Annotated in this window: 14 protein-coding genes; 8 read left to right on the forward strand and 6 right to left on the reverse strand. The window is 48.9% G+C overall.

The window, feature by feature from the left end:
- Window positions 1-380 precede the first annotated feature (380 nt).
- Both GOV79_RS14150 and GOV79_RS14155 read left to right on the forward strand, forming a co-directional pair.
- Window positions 381-1,361 (forward strand): hypothetical protein, encoded by a 981-nt coding sequence (locus tag GOV79_RS14150; RefSeq protein WP_170790249.1) that lies wholly within the window; start codon window positions 381-383, stop codon window positions 1,359-1,361.
- A 223-nt stretch (window positions 1,362-1,584) separates the two neighbouring features.
- The gene (locus GOV79_RS14155) at window positions 1,585-2,994 is read left to right on the forward strand and encodes a DUF6538 domain-containing protein (protein ID WP_170790250.1); all 1,410 of its coding nucleotides are present in this window, start codon (window positions 1,585-1,587) and stop codon (window positions 2,992-2,994) included.
- 178 nt (window positions 2,995-3,172) lie between these two features.
- Here GOV79_RS14155 and GOV79_RS14160 read toward each other — a convergent pair whose 3' ends face one another.
- Window positions 3,173-4,258 carry a hypothetical protein gene (locus GOV79_RS14160; protein WP_170790251.1) on the reverse strand — a complete coding sequence of 362 codons (1,086 nt, stop codon included), beginning with the start codon at window positions 4,256-4,258 and terminating at the stop codon, window positions 3,173-3,175.
- Window positions 4,259-4,892: 634 nt separating this feature from the next.
- Here GOV79_RS14160 and GOV79_RS14165 point away from each other — a divergent pair.
- On the forward strand, window positions 4,893-5,435 hold the full coding sequence (locus GOV79_RS14165; protein ID WP_170790252.1) for an RNA 2'-phosphotransferase: 543 nt from the start codon (window positions 4,893-4,895) through the stop codon (window positions 5,433-5,435).
- A gap of 180 nt (window positions 5,436-5,615) precedes the next feature.
- Here GOV79_RS14165 and GOV79_RS14170 read toward each other — a convergent pair whose 3' ends face one another.
- Window positions 5,616-6,950, reverse strand: a complete 1,335-nt coding sequence (locus GOV79_RS14170; protein ID WP_170790253.1) for a hypothetical protein — start codon at window positions 6,948-6,950, stop codon at window positions 5,616-5,618.
- Window positions 6,951-8,151: 1,201 nt separating this feature from the next.
- Between GOV79_RS14170 and GOV79_RS14175 the strand changes: the two genes are divergently transcribed.
- Genes GOV79_RS14175 through GOV79_RS14185 form a run of 3 tightly spaced genes read left to right on the forward strand, consistent with a single transcriptional unit; the run spans window position 8,152 to window position 9,910 of the window.
- Window positions 8,152-8,955, forward strand: a complete 804-nt coding sequence (locus tag GOV79_RS14175) for a TIGR04255 family protein (RefSeq protein WP_170790254.1) — start codon at window positions 8,152-8,154, stop codon at window positions 8,953-8,955.
- Complete coding sequence (locus GOV79_RS14180; RefSeq protein ID WP_170790255.1) at window positions 8,952-9,458, forward strand: hypothetical protein; 507 nt, start codon at window positions 8,952-8,954, stop codon at window positions 9,456-9,458. The genes GOV79_RS14175 and GOV79_RS14180 overlap by 4 nt, the downstream gene beginning before the upstream one ends.
- A gap of 5 nt (window positions 9,459-9,463) precedes the next feature.
- On the forward strand, window positions 9,464-9,910 hold the full coding sequence (locus GOV79_RS14185; protein WP_170790256.1) for a hypothetical protein: 447 nt from the start codon (window positions 9,464-9,466) through the stop codon (window positions 9,908-9,910).
- A 685-nt stretch (window positions 9,911-10,595) separates the two neighbouring features.
- Here GOV79_RS14185 and GOV79_RS14190 read toward each other — a convergent pair.
- Both GOV79_RS14190 and GOV79_RS14195 read right to left on the reverse strand, forming a co-directional pair.
- Window positions 10,596-11,030, reverse strand: coding sequence for a hypothetical protein (locus tag GOV79_RS14190; protein ID WP_170790257.1), 435 nt, complete (start codon window positions 11,028-11,030; stop codon window positions 10,596-10,598).
- Window positions 11,027-11,458: a hypothetical protein gene (locus tag GOV79_RS14195; RefSeq protein ID WP_170790258.1), complete on the reverse strand. Its 432-nt coding sequence runs from the start codon at window positions 11,456-11,458 to the stop codon at window positions 11,027-11,029. Before GOV79_RS14195 ends, GOV79_RS14190 begins: the two co-directional genes overlap by 4 nt.
- A gap of 401 nt (window positions 11,459-11,859) precedes the next feature.
- Here GOV79_RS14195 and GOV79_RS14200 point away from each other — a divergent pair, with 401 nt between their 5' ends.
- Window positions 11,860-12,864 (forward strand): hypothetical protein, encoded by a 1,005-nt coding sequence (locus tag GOV79_RS14200; protein WP_170790259.1) that lies wholly within the window; start codon window positions 11,860-11,862, stop codon window positions 12,862-12,864.
- Window positions 12,861-14,201, forward strand: coding sequence for an LCCL domain-containing protein (locus GOV79_RS14205; protein ID WP_170790260.1), 1,341 nt, complete (start codon window positions 12,861-12,863; stop codon window positions 14,199-14,201). Before GOV79_RS14200 ends, GOV79_RS14205 begins: the two co-directional genes overlap by 4 nt.
- Before the next feature lie 163 nt (window positions 14,202-14,364).
- Here GOV79_RS14205 and GOV79_RS14210 read toward each other — a convergent pair whose 3' ends face one another.
- A complete protein-coding gene (locus GOV79_RS14210; protein WP_170790261.1) occupies window positions 14,365-15,420 on the reverse strand; it encodes an AAA family ATPase in 1,056 nt (351 codons plus the stop codon).
- Window positions 15,421-15,590: 170 nt separating this feature from the next.
- Complete coding sequence (locus GOV79_RS14215) at window positions 15,591-17,198, reverse strand: hypothetical protein (protein ID WP_170790262.1); 1,608 nt, start codon at window positions 17,196-17,198, stop codon at window positions 15,591-15,593.
- Window positions 17,199-17,746: the final 548 nt, after the last annotated feature.

The raw sequence follows: 17,746 nt of genomic DNA on the forward strand, positions 1-17,746 counted from the left end.
GTAGATCAGCATGTAGAAGTGTCGTAGATCAGCATGTAGAAGTGTCGGCAACAAGGCTAAAGAATAGATCAAAGATTTCATAACAACTCGCAACAAATCAGTGGCACCATACCGTATAGGTTGCAGGAGTGCTGCGCTGCATCAAGTCAAAAGAAAATGAGTCGCCAGATTGGGCAGCCGTTTGATTGCAGGGATAGCCAAAAAACTGTGGGGCAAGTTCTTCACCGGATTTGCCGAGGTCGTGGCGGAACAGGAGGTGTCCTGACCTTTTAAGCTTGGGGGGATCTATTGTTTGCGTCCGTGAGCAAATGAGTTGACCGCAATGCGGATCAAAGCGATCACCATGCCTGTAGGAGATTTCCGCAGGCAGGAGGTGTGGGATGTCGATTGGCGCTCAGGTCAGGAAGCTTGAAGACAGGGTTTTGATTAATCCCAAAGACGGTCCTGCCATCAGGCGTCTCGTTACTCTTTTGGACCTTTGGGAAAATTCCGAGAATGCAAGCGGTACCTTTGGCGCGACGCAGGCCCGGATAAATGAAGACCTAGGTCCAGATTGGCGTCAGGACATGCTGGATCGCTCGCAAATTTGCGAAAGTTATCATCATTGGATGTCTGTCTTGTCTTCTGCAGGCATGGCTACTGCCGTCCCGATTGCTCAGGCGTTTTCGGGCCGGGTCATGACAATCAAAGGCCAACAAACGCACTGCGATACGAGGATCAAGTTCTTCAAAGAAACCAAGGTGATATCGCGGCTTTGTCACGATTGCTACAAAGTGCAAATCTTGCCTTCAAATCTAGACGAGATGTTCCAGACCTATTTCCTTTTGCTTTTGCTCAATCTGCCGAACGACAATGCAAGGAAGTGCATGATTGAGCTGAGAGATGGCATCAAATACCCCTATAAAGGGTATATTTATTGCCAGAGCATCGAAGAAGCCAAGGACTGCATGGTAGCTTTCGAAAGCCTCAAAATTCGGAACGGGATAAAGGGGATTCGTACAAAAATTTCGCACGGATGCTCCGAGTTCGTGCAGGAATACCCGGATTTTAAATTCAACGAAGCTGAAGCATTCAGTGAGTTCAAGGTACCAGATGATTGGGTTACGAAAGAGACGCGCTATTTCAAAAACTTGAAGCTCCCGACATCCTTGCGGAAGACGAACTCGAAAACGTTTCTCAGTCTGAGGGATGTTTTCAGTTTTCGCACATGGGTAAAATACGCTGAACTAATTGGCGACGAAGCAAGTGAGTCATACAGATCGCAACAAGGTCCGAACCTGTTACCAACGTTTATTCAACGCGTTCAGAAGCAAGCAAAAAAGCGGAACAGCGAAATGAAAGCGCTCGTCGAAACAGACTGATGGTACAGCATGTTGCAAGAACGGACATTTGCGTCCGGACAAAACAGCGAGTTTTCGGAAGAGATGGTGTCCAGGAGAGGCTTTGTTCGATTCGTTAACTAGTCTTTAACAACCTCACAAGTCGCTGATGCTAATCACAAATTTACAGGGTCGAGAGCGCTCACCGTATAGGGCCGGTGCCTCGATGTGATACAAATTGTGATACAGATATTGAGGCTTAAGCATGAGGTATATTTGGAAGCGGGGCAACGTCTACTGGTTCAGAATGAGGTGCCCGAAGAAGTATTTTGATGTTCTTGGCAAAGAATATATTTGCCGTTCTTTGGAAACTGACAGCAAGAGCCACGCGGAGGCAAAAGCGGCATTACTCAAGATCGAAGTTCTTGAGGAGCTGCAAGCCAGAATGCTCGGCAAAGCGTCACCAAGGGATATTTCTACACACCGATCTTTGATCGGCTTGGCAAGAACCAGCGGAGTAGCACCAAAAACGTCGATTGAGTTAGCAGAGGGGGATATCACCGAGTTGGTTCGCCGTTTAGCCAATCTTCGACTGACAGATCCAAATGCTGAAACTGCCAAGTTCGCAGCACAAATGGGCGGCTTCGAAAATCCTGGCACGTTGGTCAGCGAAGTCGCCAAAAATATGCCTGAGTTACGTAGGGATCAGATCCATGATAAGAACCATCGCCAGATCCGGACATGGCACAATCGATATAAGCGAGCAGCGAAAGTGTTTGTCGACACAGTGGGTGACATGCCGATCAATCAAGTGACCACAGGTGATGCGGGCAAGTACATGCTTCACTGGGACAATAGGGTCCTAAAGCGTGAATGCACTACTGCACATGCAAACAAGCATATCGGACATATTCGGACTATGGTCGACGCTTACTATCGAGAAATCGAAAGCGTTCAATACTCCAACCCCTTCAAAGGGCTCAAAATCTCCCCTAACTCAACTTGGGAAAGAAATGAGGTCAAGGTGCGCAAGGCTGAGTTCTCACCTGAGTGGATTCAGCAGACAATCATCGACGGAGCGCAACTCGCTGGAATGAATGAAGAGGAAAGAGACATCCTGGCAATCGTCGCTGAAACCGGGTGCCGACAGACGGAGATTTACGATGCGCCTGGATCTGCCTTTAGGCTTGATGCAAAGATCCCGCACATTCTCATCCAAGTGGAGAACGAAGGCGAAGAGCGCCGTGAAATCAAAAATCGTGCATCTTACAGACAGGTTCCGCTTGTCGGCGCAGCATTGGAAGCGGCCAAGAGGCACCCGAATGGGTTCCCTAGATATCGCGGCAACGGAAACTTCAGTGGGTCGGCCGGAAAGTACCTCCGCGAAAATGATCTTCTTCCAAGCAAGAGACATAAGCTGAGCAGCTTGCGTCACAGCTATGAAAGCCGGTTGATGAATGCGGGGATCGATAATGAGACCCGAGGGTTTCTTATGGGTCATTCATTAAGGAGAATTAGAGGCCGGGAAGTTTATGGTGACGAGTTAAGTTTGGAATTGAGAGTACTTTACGCAGAGATGGTGGCATTCCCAACAAAGGCGTGGTCTCCTAGACCTAAAGAAGAGTTGCAGAAGGAAATCGAAAGTATTCTGATCTCAAAAGGCTTCTCTCGTTAGAAACGTATGTGTGACCTTAGCAAAAATTGATCCAGGTGGGGTTCTTAGATACGACCGAGCCTTCACTTCATCGTGAACGTGCGCGCAGCTTCTTCCGCAACTCCGCAAAGTTGGGGTGTTTCATGGTCGCTAAGCACTTGTTTCTGGGTTCCAGTAAGGTTGAGTACTATGAACGTACCTATCTCGTCAGAATACCCGCTTTCAATTCTTCACGGTACTTGGTCTTTTCTACCTCGAAGCTTTCATCAGTAAATTCCTTGTGCGATAGTACCAAGCCAAGTGCGCAGCTAGTATCGCTGAGCATGAATTGAATCTGGGTCGTGAATTTCATTAGGCTTTCTTCAATCCCGCGAAATACTACCCGAGGCAAAGGTTCCGACAGTTTCCCATCAACATACACGCGCCCATTATTCGTAAGCGCATTCATGTAGAAATTCCCTAGTTCCTTCACCAGCGTTTTGTAATCTTCAGTTTCGTTGTGGTCTTCAATGGCGTCCTTAACGCCCCGGAGATAAATGCCAACCCGGTTACCATCCTCAGGTCGCAGTGTCTCGTAGACCCAGGACACTTCCTTGAAAATTGTGCGGCTGAGGAAATCGCTATCTTGCCCCATGATGCTTCCGACATACTGTCCAATAATGGCACTGGCTTCTTCCTCCGACGGCGGCGTGTTGCGTGAACTGAACTCCTCGCACAGTTGCTCAAATTCACCCGTCAGCGAAAGCAGCTTAGAGCCGCTCCTCAATTGGTGAATCAGTCCGCGAACTTTCAGCGCGTTTTCCCAGAACTCATCAAAATACTTATCATGTCCCAACGCCGACATCACCGGCTTCAACGTATAGCGCGTTTCCAGCGTGTCTTCGAAGACTTCGTAGGCGTTCTGTTCAATTTTCGAAATCGATTCAGTAACCTCCTTTTTAAAGTATGGCGCTGTGCTCTCAATCATGTCGGCTGCTCGCCAAGCGTTGTGCAAAACGTCTAGATGGCCAGCAATCTGGTCCGACTGAAGACGTGAAATGCGTTCGATGAACGACACAAGGATGCCAGCAGCTGTGCTGGATGCTTCCTGCCGGATTTGAAACCTGTTCTTGCTCAGCGCTGTGCGTGCTTGCTCGCGCAAGAAAAGGCCAGTCGCGCCAATAATAGTGAGCATCGTGGCAATATCGAAACCCAAGCCGACACTGCCATCGATGGCCGGCAGCCAGTCGAAAACTCTCGCAACCCAATTGGAGAAGCTAGCCCAGACGTCCTGAAAGAAATCCACCGATAATCTCCTGTTTTATTGCCGGCATGTTTTCCCTTGGCGAAGTTGCACACTACACTATCGTAGGTTGCGGCAGCAGGTAGAAGTGGAGTTTCAGCCAAATAAAAACGCAATCGACATATTTCAAAAAAATATTCTTTTTCAATGGTTACGCTGCAAAAATTTCATCCCGACCGCTCGTGATTTTACTCATTGACATTTTGATCAATCCAAAACTGAATTTTTAGACTTCAGGACTCAACCATACCGCGTTGTCCGCGACACTGGGTTTATTGCGTCCACGAAGAGGATTGCAGAAAGAGTGTCCGGCTCAACGACAAGTCTTTGCGTATGCTTGACAACAGATGGACAACGAAAATAGGCCGCTTGCTTTGGTCAATTTGAAGGATGCCTAGTTTTAGCCGATTTCTGTTGGACGAAAATCCATGCAAGTGAGATCAATGAACTTGGGCGCTGGAGCCAAAGTTTGGGCACGCATCTTAGAAGCTGCCCATACTACATCGTGCTGCATCCTGATTTCACTTACAACTTGCTTAAAGGAAAACTGATTTGGAAAACCGACATTGAAGGGTTTTGGGATAATTCTCTACGCAATCAGCAGAGCAAAAGGAACCGGTAGTACAGGTGGGACATAATGAGTAGAAAAAGCAAATTTCTCAGCATGCTTTTGCGTCATAAGCCTGAAACGATTGGCTTGACACTTGATCGAAATGGTTGGGCTGATGTGAACGACTTGCTACTGAGGCTCAAGAAAGCAAATCGTCCCCTCGCACGCGAAGAACTAGAAGAGATTGTGGTCGGAAACGACAAAAAACGATTTACTCTGAGCCCAGACAAGTCCCGTATCAGAGCTGCCCAAGGACATTCCTTTGATATTGATCTGGGTCTTGCCCCATCGACGCCCCCGCAGCTTCTCTTTCATGGTACGGCACGATCAAATCTAGACAGTATTTTTTCCAATGGGCTAGAAGCCAAGGGTCGAAACCAAGTTCACCTTTCTGCGGATGAAGAGACAGCTTTAAGAGTCGGTTCTCGTCATGGAAAACCGGTGGTCCTTTCGGTGGATGCACAAGGCATGCAGAAGGAAGGTCACCAGTTTTTTCGAGCGGATAACGGCGTTTGGTTGACGGACTTTGTTCCCGCTGGTTTTTTGGGCTTCGGAAAAAGGCCACTTTAGTCGGATGCGGCCACAATTAACCTGACCATTTCCTAATTGTAACAATTCGCCCGCTGTTTAGCAGCCGTTAACCATCACCAAATAGACAGATATCTAAAATTGCTGACTACCCCAAGAAGCTTCGTTTACTTTTTGGCAAGCCGTTATAGCCTGATCTGGGTCTGAAGGATCCCGATAGATCTATGCATCTGTTGCACTGATGTTTTCAGGGGGCAAGTTGTTTTCGAATACCCATTCATGGAAGCTATGCACCCAAGCTAAGTTTGTATCCTCCACCTGAAGCTCTTTGCACTTCATGATGAGAGGTTCATCCCGAAGTGCCGAGCATCCTTCTCCGGGGCCATTGCGAGTGTATCCATCCACGAGCTCCCCATCCCGAATATGGGGCGGTATGATCAGGCGCCCGTAGTTGTTTGAAACTACTCTACCCTGCTCCCAGACAGCTTCCGATTTGACATCTGGGTGCACCCGAACCGGGCGCCAGTTGTTTTCGCTGCGCACAAACAGAAGGCCCCGCAGCGAAACCAGCGAGATACCGGCCGAGAGCGCCTCAGAGAGCATCTCTTCGAGTTTCTGGTAGTCTCTATCCCCGAAGAGCTTATGTCCCTTCGAAAACCTCAGAATATCGCCGTAGATACTATCGAACCGTGCATCATGCGGACGGCCTACAACATCGGCCCAGAGTTTTCGGGCCTGCTTCCGCGCCCTCGCCTTTGGCAGACCTGAAATCGAGTATTGAACGACCTTCACATCTATCAGGAATGGATATTTCTGCTTGATGAAGTGTTCCTGGAGCGCGGCCCGGACTTGTTCCTTTGTGCTTTTGTGGGTCACATCGCTTTCAAAGCGTGTCGGGCTGTAGTTGGCTCGCACGGCATCAATGGTTCGCTCGATGGTTACCAGGGATTTCTCCCGACCGAGTCTGGCCTCTTCGCTTTCAGGGCCTTCGACATATTCTTCGGCTACGATATCCCGAACGGCACGGGCGCGCTGTTCAACCCATTTATCGAATGTTCCCTTGGGCTCAGATTCACGACGACCAAGCAGATCTTCGATTGACATATAGCTTCTGCCCGTCCGGCGAATTTCGTCATCCAATTCTACCAGCGTGTGGCCGGCTGCCTGGCGAAATTTCAACCCAAGCATTCCGATTTCGGTTGGGAAGTCATCCATTCCGTCCAGTTCCAACGCGCCACGGGCAACCAAACGAGAGCTAAATCGTTCGGTGCCATAGTTACGCAGATCAACCATCTTCCAGCTCTTACCATCCTGCGAGTGGAACAGGCGTCGGGCCTCCTGATTAGGAGCCACAGAGATGACCGCATCCACATATCGAACGTCTGGGTTCACCTTCAGAAACATCTTCAGGCGCTCACCAAATGCTTCAGCCTGATCCTCGAATACGTTGTGCAGGGTATGACCGTCATCCAACTGGACGGGTTTTCTAGATTTCTTTGGGCTCTGCTTCTTTTGGGAGGCCAAACGTTGAGTAATATTTCTGCGCTCAGTTTTCACAGCGAGTTCCTATTGCCTTGATCACGCGACAAGTACGACAGAGAACCTCAAAGGCCAACCGGTCGCATGGGGTGATTGGTCAGGCTGAAGTAATGCAATAAGGGGCAGGGAATTGTTGCAAATATGGTTTATCCGAATTCAGAGGATCTTGCAGATCCTTGAATGACCAGAAATCCCAATCTTCGATCCCTTTAAGGCCGGTTTCAAACAGATCTTTCGTTGCAGTGATCTCGTTCAGATAATCCCGGATCAACTCGGACCCGTGTTTGCGATCTGTGATGTCACAAGGTTTGTGGTCCAAAATTTATCGACGGTCAGGAGCCAATAACCCGCCCGGACAGGACCGAAGGCAACGAGGGCCTGTGCCATATGCCTGAAGTCGCTGCATGTGTAGGGATCGCGCTAATCGGTCGGTACTGGAGCCGGTCACCTTCCATGACTAGGACTGTCCGGCCCGAATAGTTTCCAAGAATGACCTGGGATCGACTGATCACAATCAAAATCCGCAGATGAATCGCCGTATGCTTTGTGGCGCGCAAACATACAGCGTCAGTCATGCTACGGGAAGAGAAAAGATATGCAATTAAGCGCACATATCGCGGTTCCCGTCTGTGTGCGGACGAGATATAGTAGGTGTCATGAACAGTACTGGTAGAGACTGTTCAGCGGGTCAGCATCCGCGAGCCGCACGGTGTTTCAGGGCGATCCTGGCGCACCTGACTCAAGGATGTGAGTCTGCTCTTGCTTTGCCGAGTGAGAGTAAATCCAACGCTCCGATCCGTGGAGATGCGTATGACGGATCTCGTGACAGTGATCCTGATGGTCGTCCAAATACTGGTCGCCATCTGGATCGCGATTATCACGAATGGTCGGTAAGACCTGAGTGAGGGCGGGGCGGCTGGACGCCCAGTTTCACCCCGCCCGCTTCCCAAAAAACAAGGGCCTCGACGTTGCCGCGTCGGGGCCCTCTTTTGGTAGACTATCGTAGAGAATTCTCGTGACGTCTTAAGTAATACATACTCTCGGATCCGAGGCTCGGCAAATGAATAATGCCGCAGTTTGCAACCCGACCTATGTAAATAAGTAGTGGTGTGAGCATCCTTGGTGTTAGTGGTGCGTCAATCATTCTCGCTGAGATTGAACAGAATTTTCTGGCAACGTGATTCTTGCTCCGCTAGACGTGTGTCATGAGGGAAAATTGATGCAGCGACCTGAACATCTTCCGGATTTCACGGATCCACCGCTGGACGAAGTCGTATTGGGTGTACAGTTTGCCCCAGTTCCCTCGTATGCATCTGTTTATGCAATGGAAATTTGGAAACTTTTCAAAGATGAGTTCCCCAAGGTCCTAGAGCAACCGATCCTGGAACCGCAATTCGAGACATTTGGTGGCCTGAACGTTCAAACTGGCCCCAAGATCCAATTTGGGAGTGCTCCAGTTGGTAGCCGGTTGTGGTTTCTCTCTAGCGATGAAAATCATTTGCTTCAGTTTCAACCAGACCGCTTTCTCACTAACTGGAGAAGACAACCTAATCCGCAGCCCTACCCTCGGTATGAAGGCATTGCAGCTTCGTTCTTGGAGAGTCTAAAGAAGCTGGAGGCGCACTTTGCTGAAAGATTTGCCTACAAAATCGACATTAACCAGGCTGAAATTGGCTACATAAACATAATCCCAGTCGATGATTTTTCTGAAGCAAGCGACTGGTTTCGCATGTGGAATGGCGCGCACCTGAATACAGAAGCGCTGAATGCAAGCTTCAACGAGGTGATCACGGATCAAGGGGGTAAGCCAATTGCAAGATTACGACATGATCTCCAGTCAGTTTTCTCGCCGGATGGAAAATCGAAAGCATTTCGCCTATCTATAACGTACAAGGGCAAGCCGGCAGGCAGCAATTTGGCGTCTGCTTTGGAGTTTATTTCAGGTGGCCGAGAGGCAATCGTTGAACGATTTGACGAGATTACTACAGAAACAGCCCACAAAATTTGGGGGAAACAGGCATGACCGTATTTTCACAATTCATGACCGCGGCATTTCAAGATGAAATCCCTAACTTTCTGCCGCCCAACGAGAACGTTTCAACGCTAACCAACAGAAATTCACGCGTACGCGTTCCTCAAAACAACTCGCACTGGGCCCGAGAGTTGAAACGCAGACTGAATGATCTCACTTCTTTAAAGAAGGGATGGGATGGTTATGCAGGCCAGCCGGTTTCGTTCAATGTCGCTCAGTTCGCTGCCAATCTGATCGAGACGTTGTGCATTGACGGTGTTCCTGCTCCGCAACTTGTTCCGGGTTCGGACGGCACAATGCAGCTTGAGTGGCATCTGAATGGGTATGATATCGAAATCGATGTCCTTGCCCCGTTTGATGTTGTAGCCACTCGATACGACCACATTTCCAATGTCGAAGATGAGATAGAGATCCAATCAGACTTCACGGAACTAGCGGATTGGATGCTTGCCCTTGGTGAAAATAGGGCAATGGCCCAGGTGGCAGAGAACTAAATCCTTTGGCGGTCGCTCCCTATGACGAAGAAGAAATAGGGTCGGATGACACGATCATTCGGCGCATCAGTCCTGAGCAACACGTTGTGTGGGACGACAATCGTGGGCGTAATCGCATCTCCAAAAAGGCCTATTCCAAGTCCTCAGGAGAAAACGGCGGTATGTCAGTGGATATTGAGGCACTGATTGTTGCCGGTGGTGACGATCCGGCTGGTTGGGTGACAACACCCAGATTTACCGGCTCAGTGTCCTTCTCAGCCCATCAGATCAGGGAGCTTGACCTCATCGTAGGCTACGATCCCATCAAGGACGAACCTGGAGTGCCTGATAACCCATATCACGGCGAAGTCTGGTCTCCGGAAACCTCCAAGCGGTTCAGCAATGGGCAGCAGAAGGGGTTGCTCAACGCGGCTGAGTGGTATGTGGAGTTGGAAGACGTCGATATTCGATGATCGAAGACCGAACTAAACTTTGAAGAATTATGGGTAGGCGGATGAGATTTTTAGCGGCAATCGTGGCTTTTTTGTTGGCTGGAGTTGCCCTGTCTGAACGCGCACGAGCCCTTGAGGCTGGGCAAGTAATCAAACACTATTACTCTTCTAGTAGCCAAGTTCACGATACCATAGTTGAGTATCTCAGGGGCGCTGAAGAGGCGCTCATATTTGCGAATGCGACCTTAAAAGAAAGGCGATACACAGTTTTACTGCCAACCAAGTGGCCTCGTTCTTCATGTTGAGTAGATCGTCTCAATTCTGGAAGATTACGTGACAGAGTACCCATTTGCAGAAGACCGACCAGCCTCACTAATTTTGCTTGCAGCATTTGAAAAGACCTTCCCTTGTACATAGCCCTCCAGACAGACCTTCTCCATCTCGCGTAATCCGCGTTATCGTAAATAAGTCATCAGTAATGACCTAAAGTTTACGAACTTCATGCGTTTTTTCGAGTAAACTCAGGAAGAACTTAAGGATGAAGCCAAGCAGACGATGGATGTTGAAGAAACGTCTGGAGGAAATGATTGAGGCGCTGCCGGAGTTTGTTGGTTGGGTCTTGGCGCGCGGAAGAATGGCTTTAAAGCCCCTAAGATCAAGGCCATTCTTATCCACTTAGGCTGGACTGCCTTAAATATCTAGGCAATCAGTATTGCTCCTCTTCAGTCATGGTAGAACCAATAAAGTAAAAGTCGAATTCTTTGCAAACACGCTCCAACTTTTGGCTATCGCGCGTAACTGCGATTCTAAATTTTTGATGACCACGCAGCATGGGTCGCCTGCCGCGATAACGAAGAGCTGGATTCATTTTGTCTAGTGAGAACCAAAAGTCCCCATAAAAATCAGTATGTACAACATAAAGATTAGAATTTTCATCCGCTTCCGGAAAACGAACGAGATTCAGCTGCACTCTACGCCCGGCGTCCATAGCATCAAATCTATAGGCGTACGGCAGAGTTTCACTCCCATCCTCCTCAGCAATAAACAGACCGGGTGAAAAGTAGTGGTCCGGTAATTCATCAGGAAACAAAAACCCGTCTTCCTGTGGGAAGTAGCTTAGGTATAATATTTCTTTGTTCATCGAACTCGCCTCAGAACGATGTCCCCGTTCAGATAATCTTGACCCTTACGGTTTTCCCACTTGTGCTGATCGCAATAAACATCTGGCCCCCCAACAATAGGGGACCAAACAATATCTTTACCGAAGGTAAACGAGCGCTGTGCTGAGAGGCTCTTAATAAATCCTCGTCGTTCAATTGCTTGGAGACGGTTAAGCGCCTCGATCTCAAACTCCAGAAAGTTCTTATCGGCCATACTGAATTCGACGACCGTTTCTGTGCCGAACTTCTGCATTGCCCATGCCTTTGCTACGTGAAGCCGATCCCCGAGGTAAAAACCTTGGCCGAGCTCTCCGCCGCCCACGGATATGTCTACGTTTCCCTGAACAATTTCTTGGGCAATCTCATCAGATGTCCCGTGGTAAGTTGCCGAGTATGTTAGCGCCGTCACCAATTCTCTCAATAATTTCTGGCTGAAGTTAAGGCGCAGTAATAACGTCTAGGTAGTGAGCTTCAAGAGTAGTCCGAAATTTTTTTCGTGGTCATCGAGGCTTTGAGATCACCTATCGGCAAAATCCAGTTCTTCTCGGTTTTGTAAATATGCTTCTGAGCAGCCTCACCCTGACGGTGTTCATACGGTCTTCTGCTTTCTACCTACCACCGCCTGGCTATGCCCTCACTGCACAGGCTAGTAGACGCCTGATTGGGTGAAACTTGACTTGATAGATACTCTTCGGCCCTAATCCTATTCGACGCACAACACGACCACCGCTTGCTTTCTGGTGTTTGTTTTCTGTTGTTGAAGCTACTTGTGAAGCGCATTTTGGGTTACGTTTTTGTTTGGAGGAACAAGTGTATTTTAATTGGCTTCTGATTGCATTTTTTACTATTGCACTAGGTTTGGGTTCCAAGCAGGCCAACGCTCAGACTGTAGAAGACTGCGCCGCGATAGCAGACAAAGAGATTAGACAAGAGTGTTTTGAAGCCGCATTCAAGAACAGGCCTGCGCAAGAAGGTCCGAGCGACCAAGAAAACGTTGAGCAGGCTTGGGCAGACATCCAATCGCTATCAGAAATCTTAGAAACTTCTCATCAATACAGAACGCTCCGAGCGAGCCCCGTAAACATCTGCCAATTGGCTATCGACAGCCAGAGTGTGAACGTTTTTGAGGCTAAGAGGTTTGACGATAGATATACCGTGGACTTGTCACAGCTCTATTCCGCAAAACTGCACTCTTTGCTTCGCTTCAATGATACCGTTTTGATCGTCACGGAGAGGTCCAATCCAATTTGGCTGGATCAACAGGTTTACACGAAGGATGGATCCACATTTATTCAAAAGAACAATGCGGAAATGCGCGAAGTGATTTTGACGCCGGGCAACGACGCCGACGTAGGTGAACTGGTAGAAATCTTACAACGCAGTATCTCGCGCTGCAAAACTTTTGATCCTGCAACACTGAGTCAAAGTAACCTGCCAAACGGCAACGCCAACTCAACCTCAGACCCATTACTAGGCTATTTTCAGGTTGAAGACTCGGTTGGAGAACTTGGAGTTTTTGCAGACGGGCGAAAATGCTTGGATTGGGCTTACCTGACCGAAATACGACCTGAAGGAAGCTCCGGTATTGGTCCGGCGGGAAACACAGCGGAATGTGTGTTTACTAGTCCGATTCCTCAAGGGGCCAGTAAACATGTGACAAATGTACATTGTAAAATAGACGGCCATGGCACCAAAGACGAAAGATCTTATACGCTTAGTTTCGAATGGAAGCATGATCGTCTAACTTCTGAGAACCCGTCAATTCCAGAAAGCCGCCTTGAGTATGTCAGGTGCGAGCGAGAAAATACCAAGTGACCTTCCGAGCTCATATCCCTTTGGATCAACTGGGCTATGAACTAGATTTTGTTAGCAAGATGAAAACTTTTAAAAAGACACTTAAGTTGTCGGGGCTTCTTATTGGCCTTTCAAGTGTTGTAGGCGCCGACCACCAATCAAATGCGCTTCATTCCGGCATGTATGGCGATTGTTGGCAATATAGATATCCTTGGAGAGTTACCGTTTGCGAATGCTCTGGTAACACCGACGGACAGTTGTACGGCGACCGCATCTATAAACAAGGATCGAACCCTTGCTCCGCTGCCGCTCATTCCGGGTTACTGGACCCAGAGGGTAATGGCACTATTGCGATTGAACCTCACACTGGCCTGCAAGAGTACCGGTCAAGCGAAAGAAACGGCATCAGGAGCAGCGAGGCTACTGGCGGACCTGCATACGAGATTCGCCCCGTCACAACCGAAGAAGATGTCGAAAGAGAAAGGCAAAGAAGTGCAGCGGAAGTAGTGGATTCAGCCAGTATCCCAGAGCTAGTTGGATTGTGGAAAGAAGGCGATGACAAGTACTTCTTCACTGGTTCAAAGCTGATCAATTTGGAAGCACTTCGTGGAGTTCAAGCATTCAGACACCCCCGTGCAAACTCGACTACATGGAGAGTCTTTGAACCTGGTACAGTGGTAATGCGCGTATCAAGTGGCACGGCAGATCACTTTGTCGGCTATTGGCTCTTCGAGGATCGTTTTTGGGGAAGAGTTGAAGGTAAGGTGGTATTTCCTTCGCGCTTCATCCACATTAATGAATTTAGTGCAGATGGCCGATTCAGAAGACGCGCGGCAAGCCTTCATCGTGACGACAGCTTGTCTGTTGACGACGCTCTAAGGCAATACGCAAAGGCCTTTGCCAATTCAGGTATTTCCCCGACAGAAACACCTCATTCTTCGGATGAGTTGGCCGAGCCGCAGTTTCCCACACATAGTCTTTCCGAGCTCTTTTTCTCTGCCCTAGACAGTAACCTAGCAACACTTACTTCTTGGTTCTTGAGTTTATCCAACAGCCGATTGCAAATTGGACCTGCGGCCGACGCTTTGGTTGTTTCGAATGAATTTGCGGAGGCGGCGGAGGATTTCGCAAAAGGGGTGGAACACATAGATGAATTTCTAAACGAAGGGTTAGATACTTTGTATGGTGGCCCCAAGGTTCTTGACCAAAGCGAATATAACTATTTGGAAAACTATGTGTGGCGCCGTATGGCATCGGAAATTGGAACGAACCCGTGGGGCGGGTTTGGCCTAAACGCGAGTCAGTTTCGACAAGTGATGATCGAAAATCTCGATACTCGCGGCCTTAAAGGTTGGTGAAAACTAATTTGCAGCTTGTACCCCAGAGTAGATTTTGGCGTTGTTCATTAGAGACGCCTTATCATATGTAATCATCTTTTGCTCATGCTCCACTGAACTATTAAAGTCCGAGCATCACAGTGCGAATTCTGGACGCCGATTGCCATAACTTCGCGCTGAGTTGCTAGTGTTTCAACGGCAATGTCTCGAACCTTTGCACTTCTTCGAGGAGCTTCACGACAAAACGAACGCTGACTGCTTTGCTCCCGATAGGCTTTTGGATAGCATGAATAATCTGATCCATGCATTCCTCCGGCAACATTCGCCTTTTGACTTCATTTTCAATGAATGTTGCCAATTGGGCTCTGTTCGGCGGATCGATGTGGATTGCACGCACACGAGACCGAAGCAATCCGGGAAGAACAGTAGCATCGTTCGCAGTCATCAACCAGTTGATCCAGCTCATATCAACACCAGCCTGGAAATATGGACAGTGCCAATCAACAGCCGACACTGGTTCCAACAGGCCCAGCAAAGCAGAATGCATGGATGTGCTGTGACCACTAGTACCGAAGGCAGTTCCCGCTTTGTCGACTTCATCAATGACGACCACTGGGTTCGCCAACTGTGTAGACAGCATGGTTTTAAGAGGCCGTCCACATTCGGCACCACCCCAGCCTCGGCTCAATCCAGCAACAGGAAACCCCTCTGAACTTGCGCCTCCATCAATGTGAACAACCGGCAAATTAGAAAGTTCTGCAACCCGACGAACAAGGTGAGTTTTCCCCAATCCAGCTCCGCCAATCAATAGCGTCGGCCTCAGTCTCAAACCTGGCCCATGCTCAATGACATTGTGGCGCATGTCCAACCAAATTTCATGGATAACCCGCTGCATCCACGGCAACTCGTCATACAGCATTGCTGCGATTTCATCGACTTGATGTTCAGTTGACGGTCCACCTACCGCAACGCCATTCATAACAGGCCGCAACATCTTTCTGTCAGCTCGGGACAGATGCCGACCTTGAGAATACTTGCCACGGGCTTCGATAATTTTCTTTGCGCGGCGGCGGATCGTGTCAGTGTCTTGCCATGTCACTCGCTTAGGTTCTTCGGTTTTTCCTTCTTTGCAGCTTGAGTACCGGAGTTCTTCCAAGTGGTTCCTCAAACGTCTTTCAATGTCATCATCGTCGGTTTCGAACAGCTTTAGATCGGTAAGCAACGGAACAATTCTTGGCATGTGAACACCTTCACGCGAGTGTCGCAGGTGATGAAATCCAAGGAGGTTTGTTTGGAAACTCTAAGCCTGCATTCAATAGATTTTCGAACAGCAAAGTTGCTGCTCATATCAATTGGATGTGGACCCGGTTTCTGCTCATTCGTGTAACGTATTGCAATTTATATGAAAGTTCAATGGATATCCCAATTTTGATTGACGACAGTGCTTGAGGATGGCCTGCTGGTTTTGCCGAAAATTCCGTTCATGAAGCCTGTGAACCAATTCAAGACTGGGATCATTCTGGAAACCCAACGTCTTGGTTTTCTCGCAATACCTTTCTGACCATAACTTCCACTTTGAACCGCCTTTTGGCATCGGGATCGTTGCTCGCGCTCGTTTTGAATCTGCCGAAGTGTCCTCAGAACAATTGGTGAGGCGATTACCGTGTAACTCTGAACATCAGCATCGCGGAGCAACCGTATGATGTCGTCGGCAAGCGGAGAAAGGAATTCCTTCAAGTCGAAGGGTTTTCCCGTGTTCGTCTCCCACGCATGTCGAGCGATCCGATTGACCTCAAACAAACTGCCCTGAACGCCCTTTCCCAAACTTGGCTCGAAGGATTTGTTGCAGAAGTCCTGGACGTACCCAAAAGCGACCAGGCGACCATCTGGCGACGCGACAGGGCGGCCGCAACCACAGTAGATGTTTTTTGCATTGCTCCCGGTCTTTGGCTTCGGCGTGTCTTGCCCCCTGCCCCCCCTGCGATCTACCTGTTCAATGGCTTCTGGTTCGCGGCCTCCACGTTTTTCCACAAGGCAGACACAAAGACGGCCGGTATTTTCGCATTGGGAGAACTTCGTACGTCGCCCCTGCGCTTTTAACTCCTGCACTGTCTCCTTCAGCGAACCTTCCGTCCTTATAAGACGCCGCCCCTTGGAGACAGCCAGATAAGTTTCAAACACCTCTTTGTTTTTAGACGCCGCAATCTCATATGCGGTTTTGCTCGGCTTGGTTCCATATCGGATGAATCTGGCGACATCCTGATGTGCAATGCGTTTTAGATGAACGCCGGCCTTACATTGCAGCCAAGGCGAATTCTCCTTGATGAAGGCCAATGCTCTTTGACGATGGACATCACCAAGATCGAAGGTCAGGAAAATATGAAAATGCAGGTTGAACGTTTCCGTTTCAGGCTGAAATGGCGCTTCCAGTTGAACATACAAAAAGTCGCCCAGGTCGGATTTTTTGAGCGCAGTTTTGAGCTTGTTCATACGTTTGAACGCCAGGGCGACGCCAGCGTTATAGCCGTCAATCGAAACACGGCTTTCCAGGGCGGGAAATGTCAGCGCCGCAAACTGGGCCCGACCCTGCACTTTGGTTTCATAATGGTATAGGAGATTGGCCGCTGTCTGTGTTGTATCCACCATGGCAACTGAAGGCAGCCGCTTGTCGTGTTTGAATGCTGGGTAGCATACCGCCAGGTATTCGTTGTCTGGCAGACCTAGCAGAAATTGTGCCGCTTTCTTCTTGCCGGGTCTGTATAAGTCGTGACCTACTTCAGCCGCCATCTCGGCAACAACGGCAGACATTTTCCTATACTTTTCAGAGCCTGAACCGAGGCGAAAACCGCCGTGATATTCAACTTTTCTTCCCACGTGGCGCAGGGTTTTTGGTGGGAGCACTTCATGCCCATAAATGTGCTTAGCTTGCCCACTATTCTGCTTGAGTTTTTGGTGATCGCGCCTTCGTTGGGCACATCTTCTTTGTGCGCGGAATTTTCCCGCGTTGTTCTTTTTCACAACTTTTTTCCTTCGGTCACGGACCAAAGGACGGCTGTTGTTTCGAGCTAAATTGCCTCCGTGCCTCTGATCACAATTTCTCGCGAACGGGGCGTTGTCACTCCGACCTCAGGGATGTGGCCACGGCCTGTACTCGCCAGAAAGCAAATGGCACGAAGGCGGTTTAAAACTTTTAAAAGGATTAGTTGCGTTCAGATCACTTAAAGGATCTCATTCTGTACTCGGGCTTCAGAACGGACGAGTTTAGAGCGTTGCCAAAAACCAAAATCTGGGGGCTCTCTGCATTACTTCGTACAAAAGAAAACAATTTCCCCCAGCAGGTAAGAAATTTCCACAAAGGCTATTTAGTCGGTTTAGCCTTCCTTTTTGAATCTTCCGGCCATCCTCTCGGCTTCCAATCCGACCCGCACAAGTTCTCGGATTGCTGCGGAACGCCCATAAATCCCATTTTGGTGGGTGTACTCCTTGATGTCTGACAACTCCTCGTCCGTCATCAGTATCTGCAATCTTTGCGGGGGGCTTTTACCGAGTTTCTTCATATGGCCAAA

It is taken from the genome of Ruegeria lacuscaerulensis (genome assembly GCF_013034745.1).
GTDB classification, from domain to species: Bacteria; Pseudomonadota; Alphaproteobacteria; order Rhodobacterales; family Rhodobacteraceae; genus Ruegeria; species Ruegeria lacuscaerulensis_B.

Excerpts from the sequence above, each read along its gene's own strand:
- GOV79_RS14210 (WP_170790261.1), bottom strand. The coding sequence starts at position 15,420 with ATGCCAAGAATTGTTCCGTTGCTTACCGATCTAAAGCTGTTCGAAACC.
- GOV79_RS14150 (WP_170790249.1), top strand. The coding sequence starts at position 381 with ATGTCGATTGGCGCTCAGGTCAGGAAGCTTGAAGACAGGGTTTTGATT.
- GOV79_RS14165 (WP_170790252.1), top strand. The coding sequence starts at position 4,893 with ATGAGTAGAAAAAGCAAATTTCTCAGCATGCTTTTGCGTCATAAGCCT.
- GOV79_RS14190 (WP_170790257.1), bottom strand. The coding sequence starts at position 11,030 with ATGAACAAAGAAATATTATACCTAAGCTACTTCCCACAGGAAGACGGG.
- GOV79_RS14155 (WP_170790250.1), top strand. The coding sequence starts at position 1,585 with ATGAGGTATATTTGGAAGCGGGGCAACGTCTACTGGTTCAGAATGAGG.
- GOV79_RS14175 (WP_170790254.1), top strand. The coding sequence starts at position 8,152 with ATGCAGCGACCTGAACATCTTCCGGATTTCACGGATCCACCGCTGGAC.
- GOV79_RS14180 (WP_170790255.1), top strand. The coding sequence starts at position 8,952 with ATGACCGTATTTTCACAATTCATGACCGCGGCATTTCAAGATGAAATC.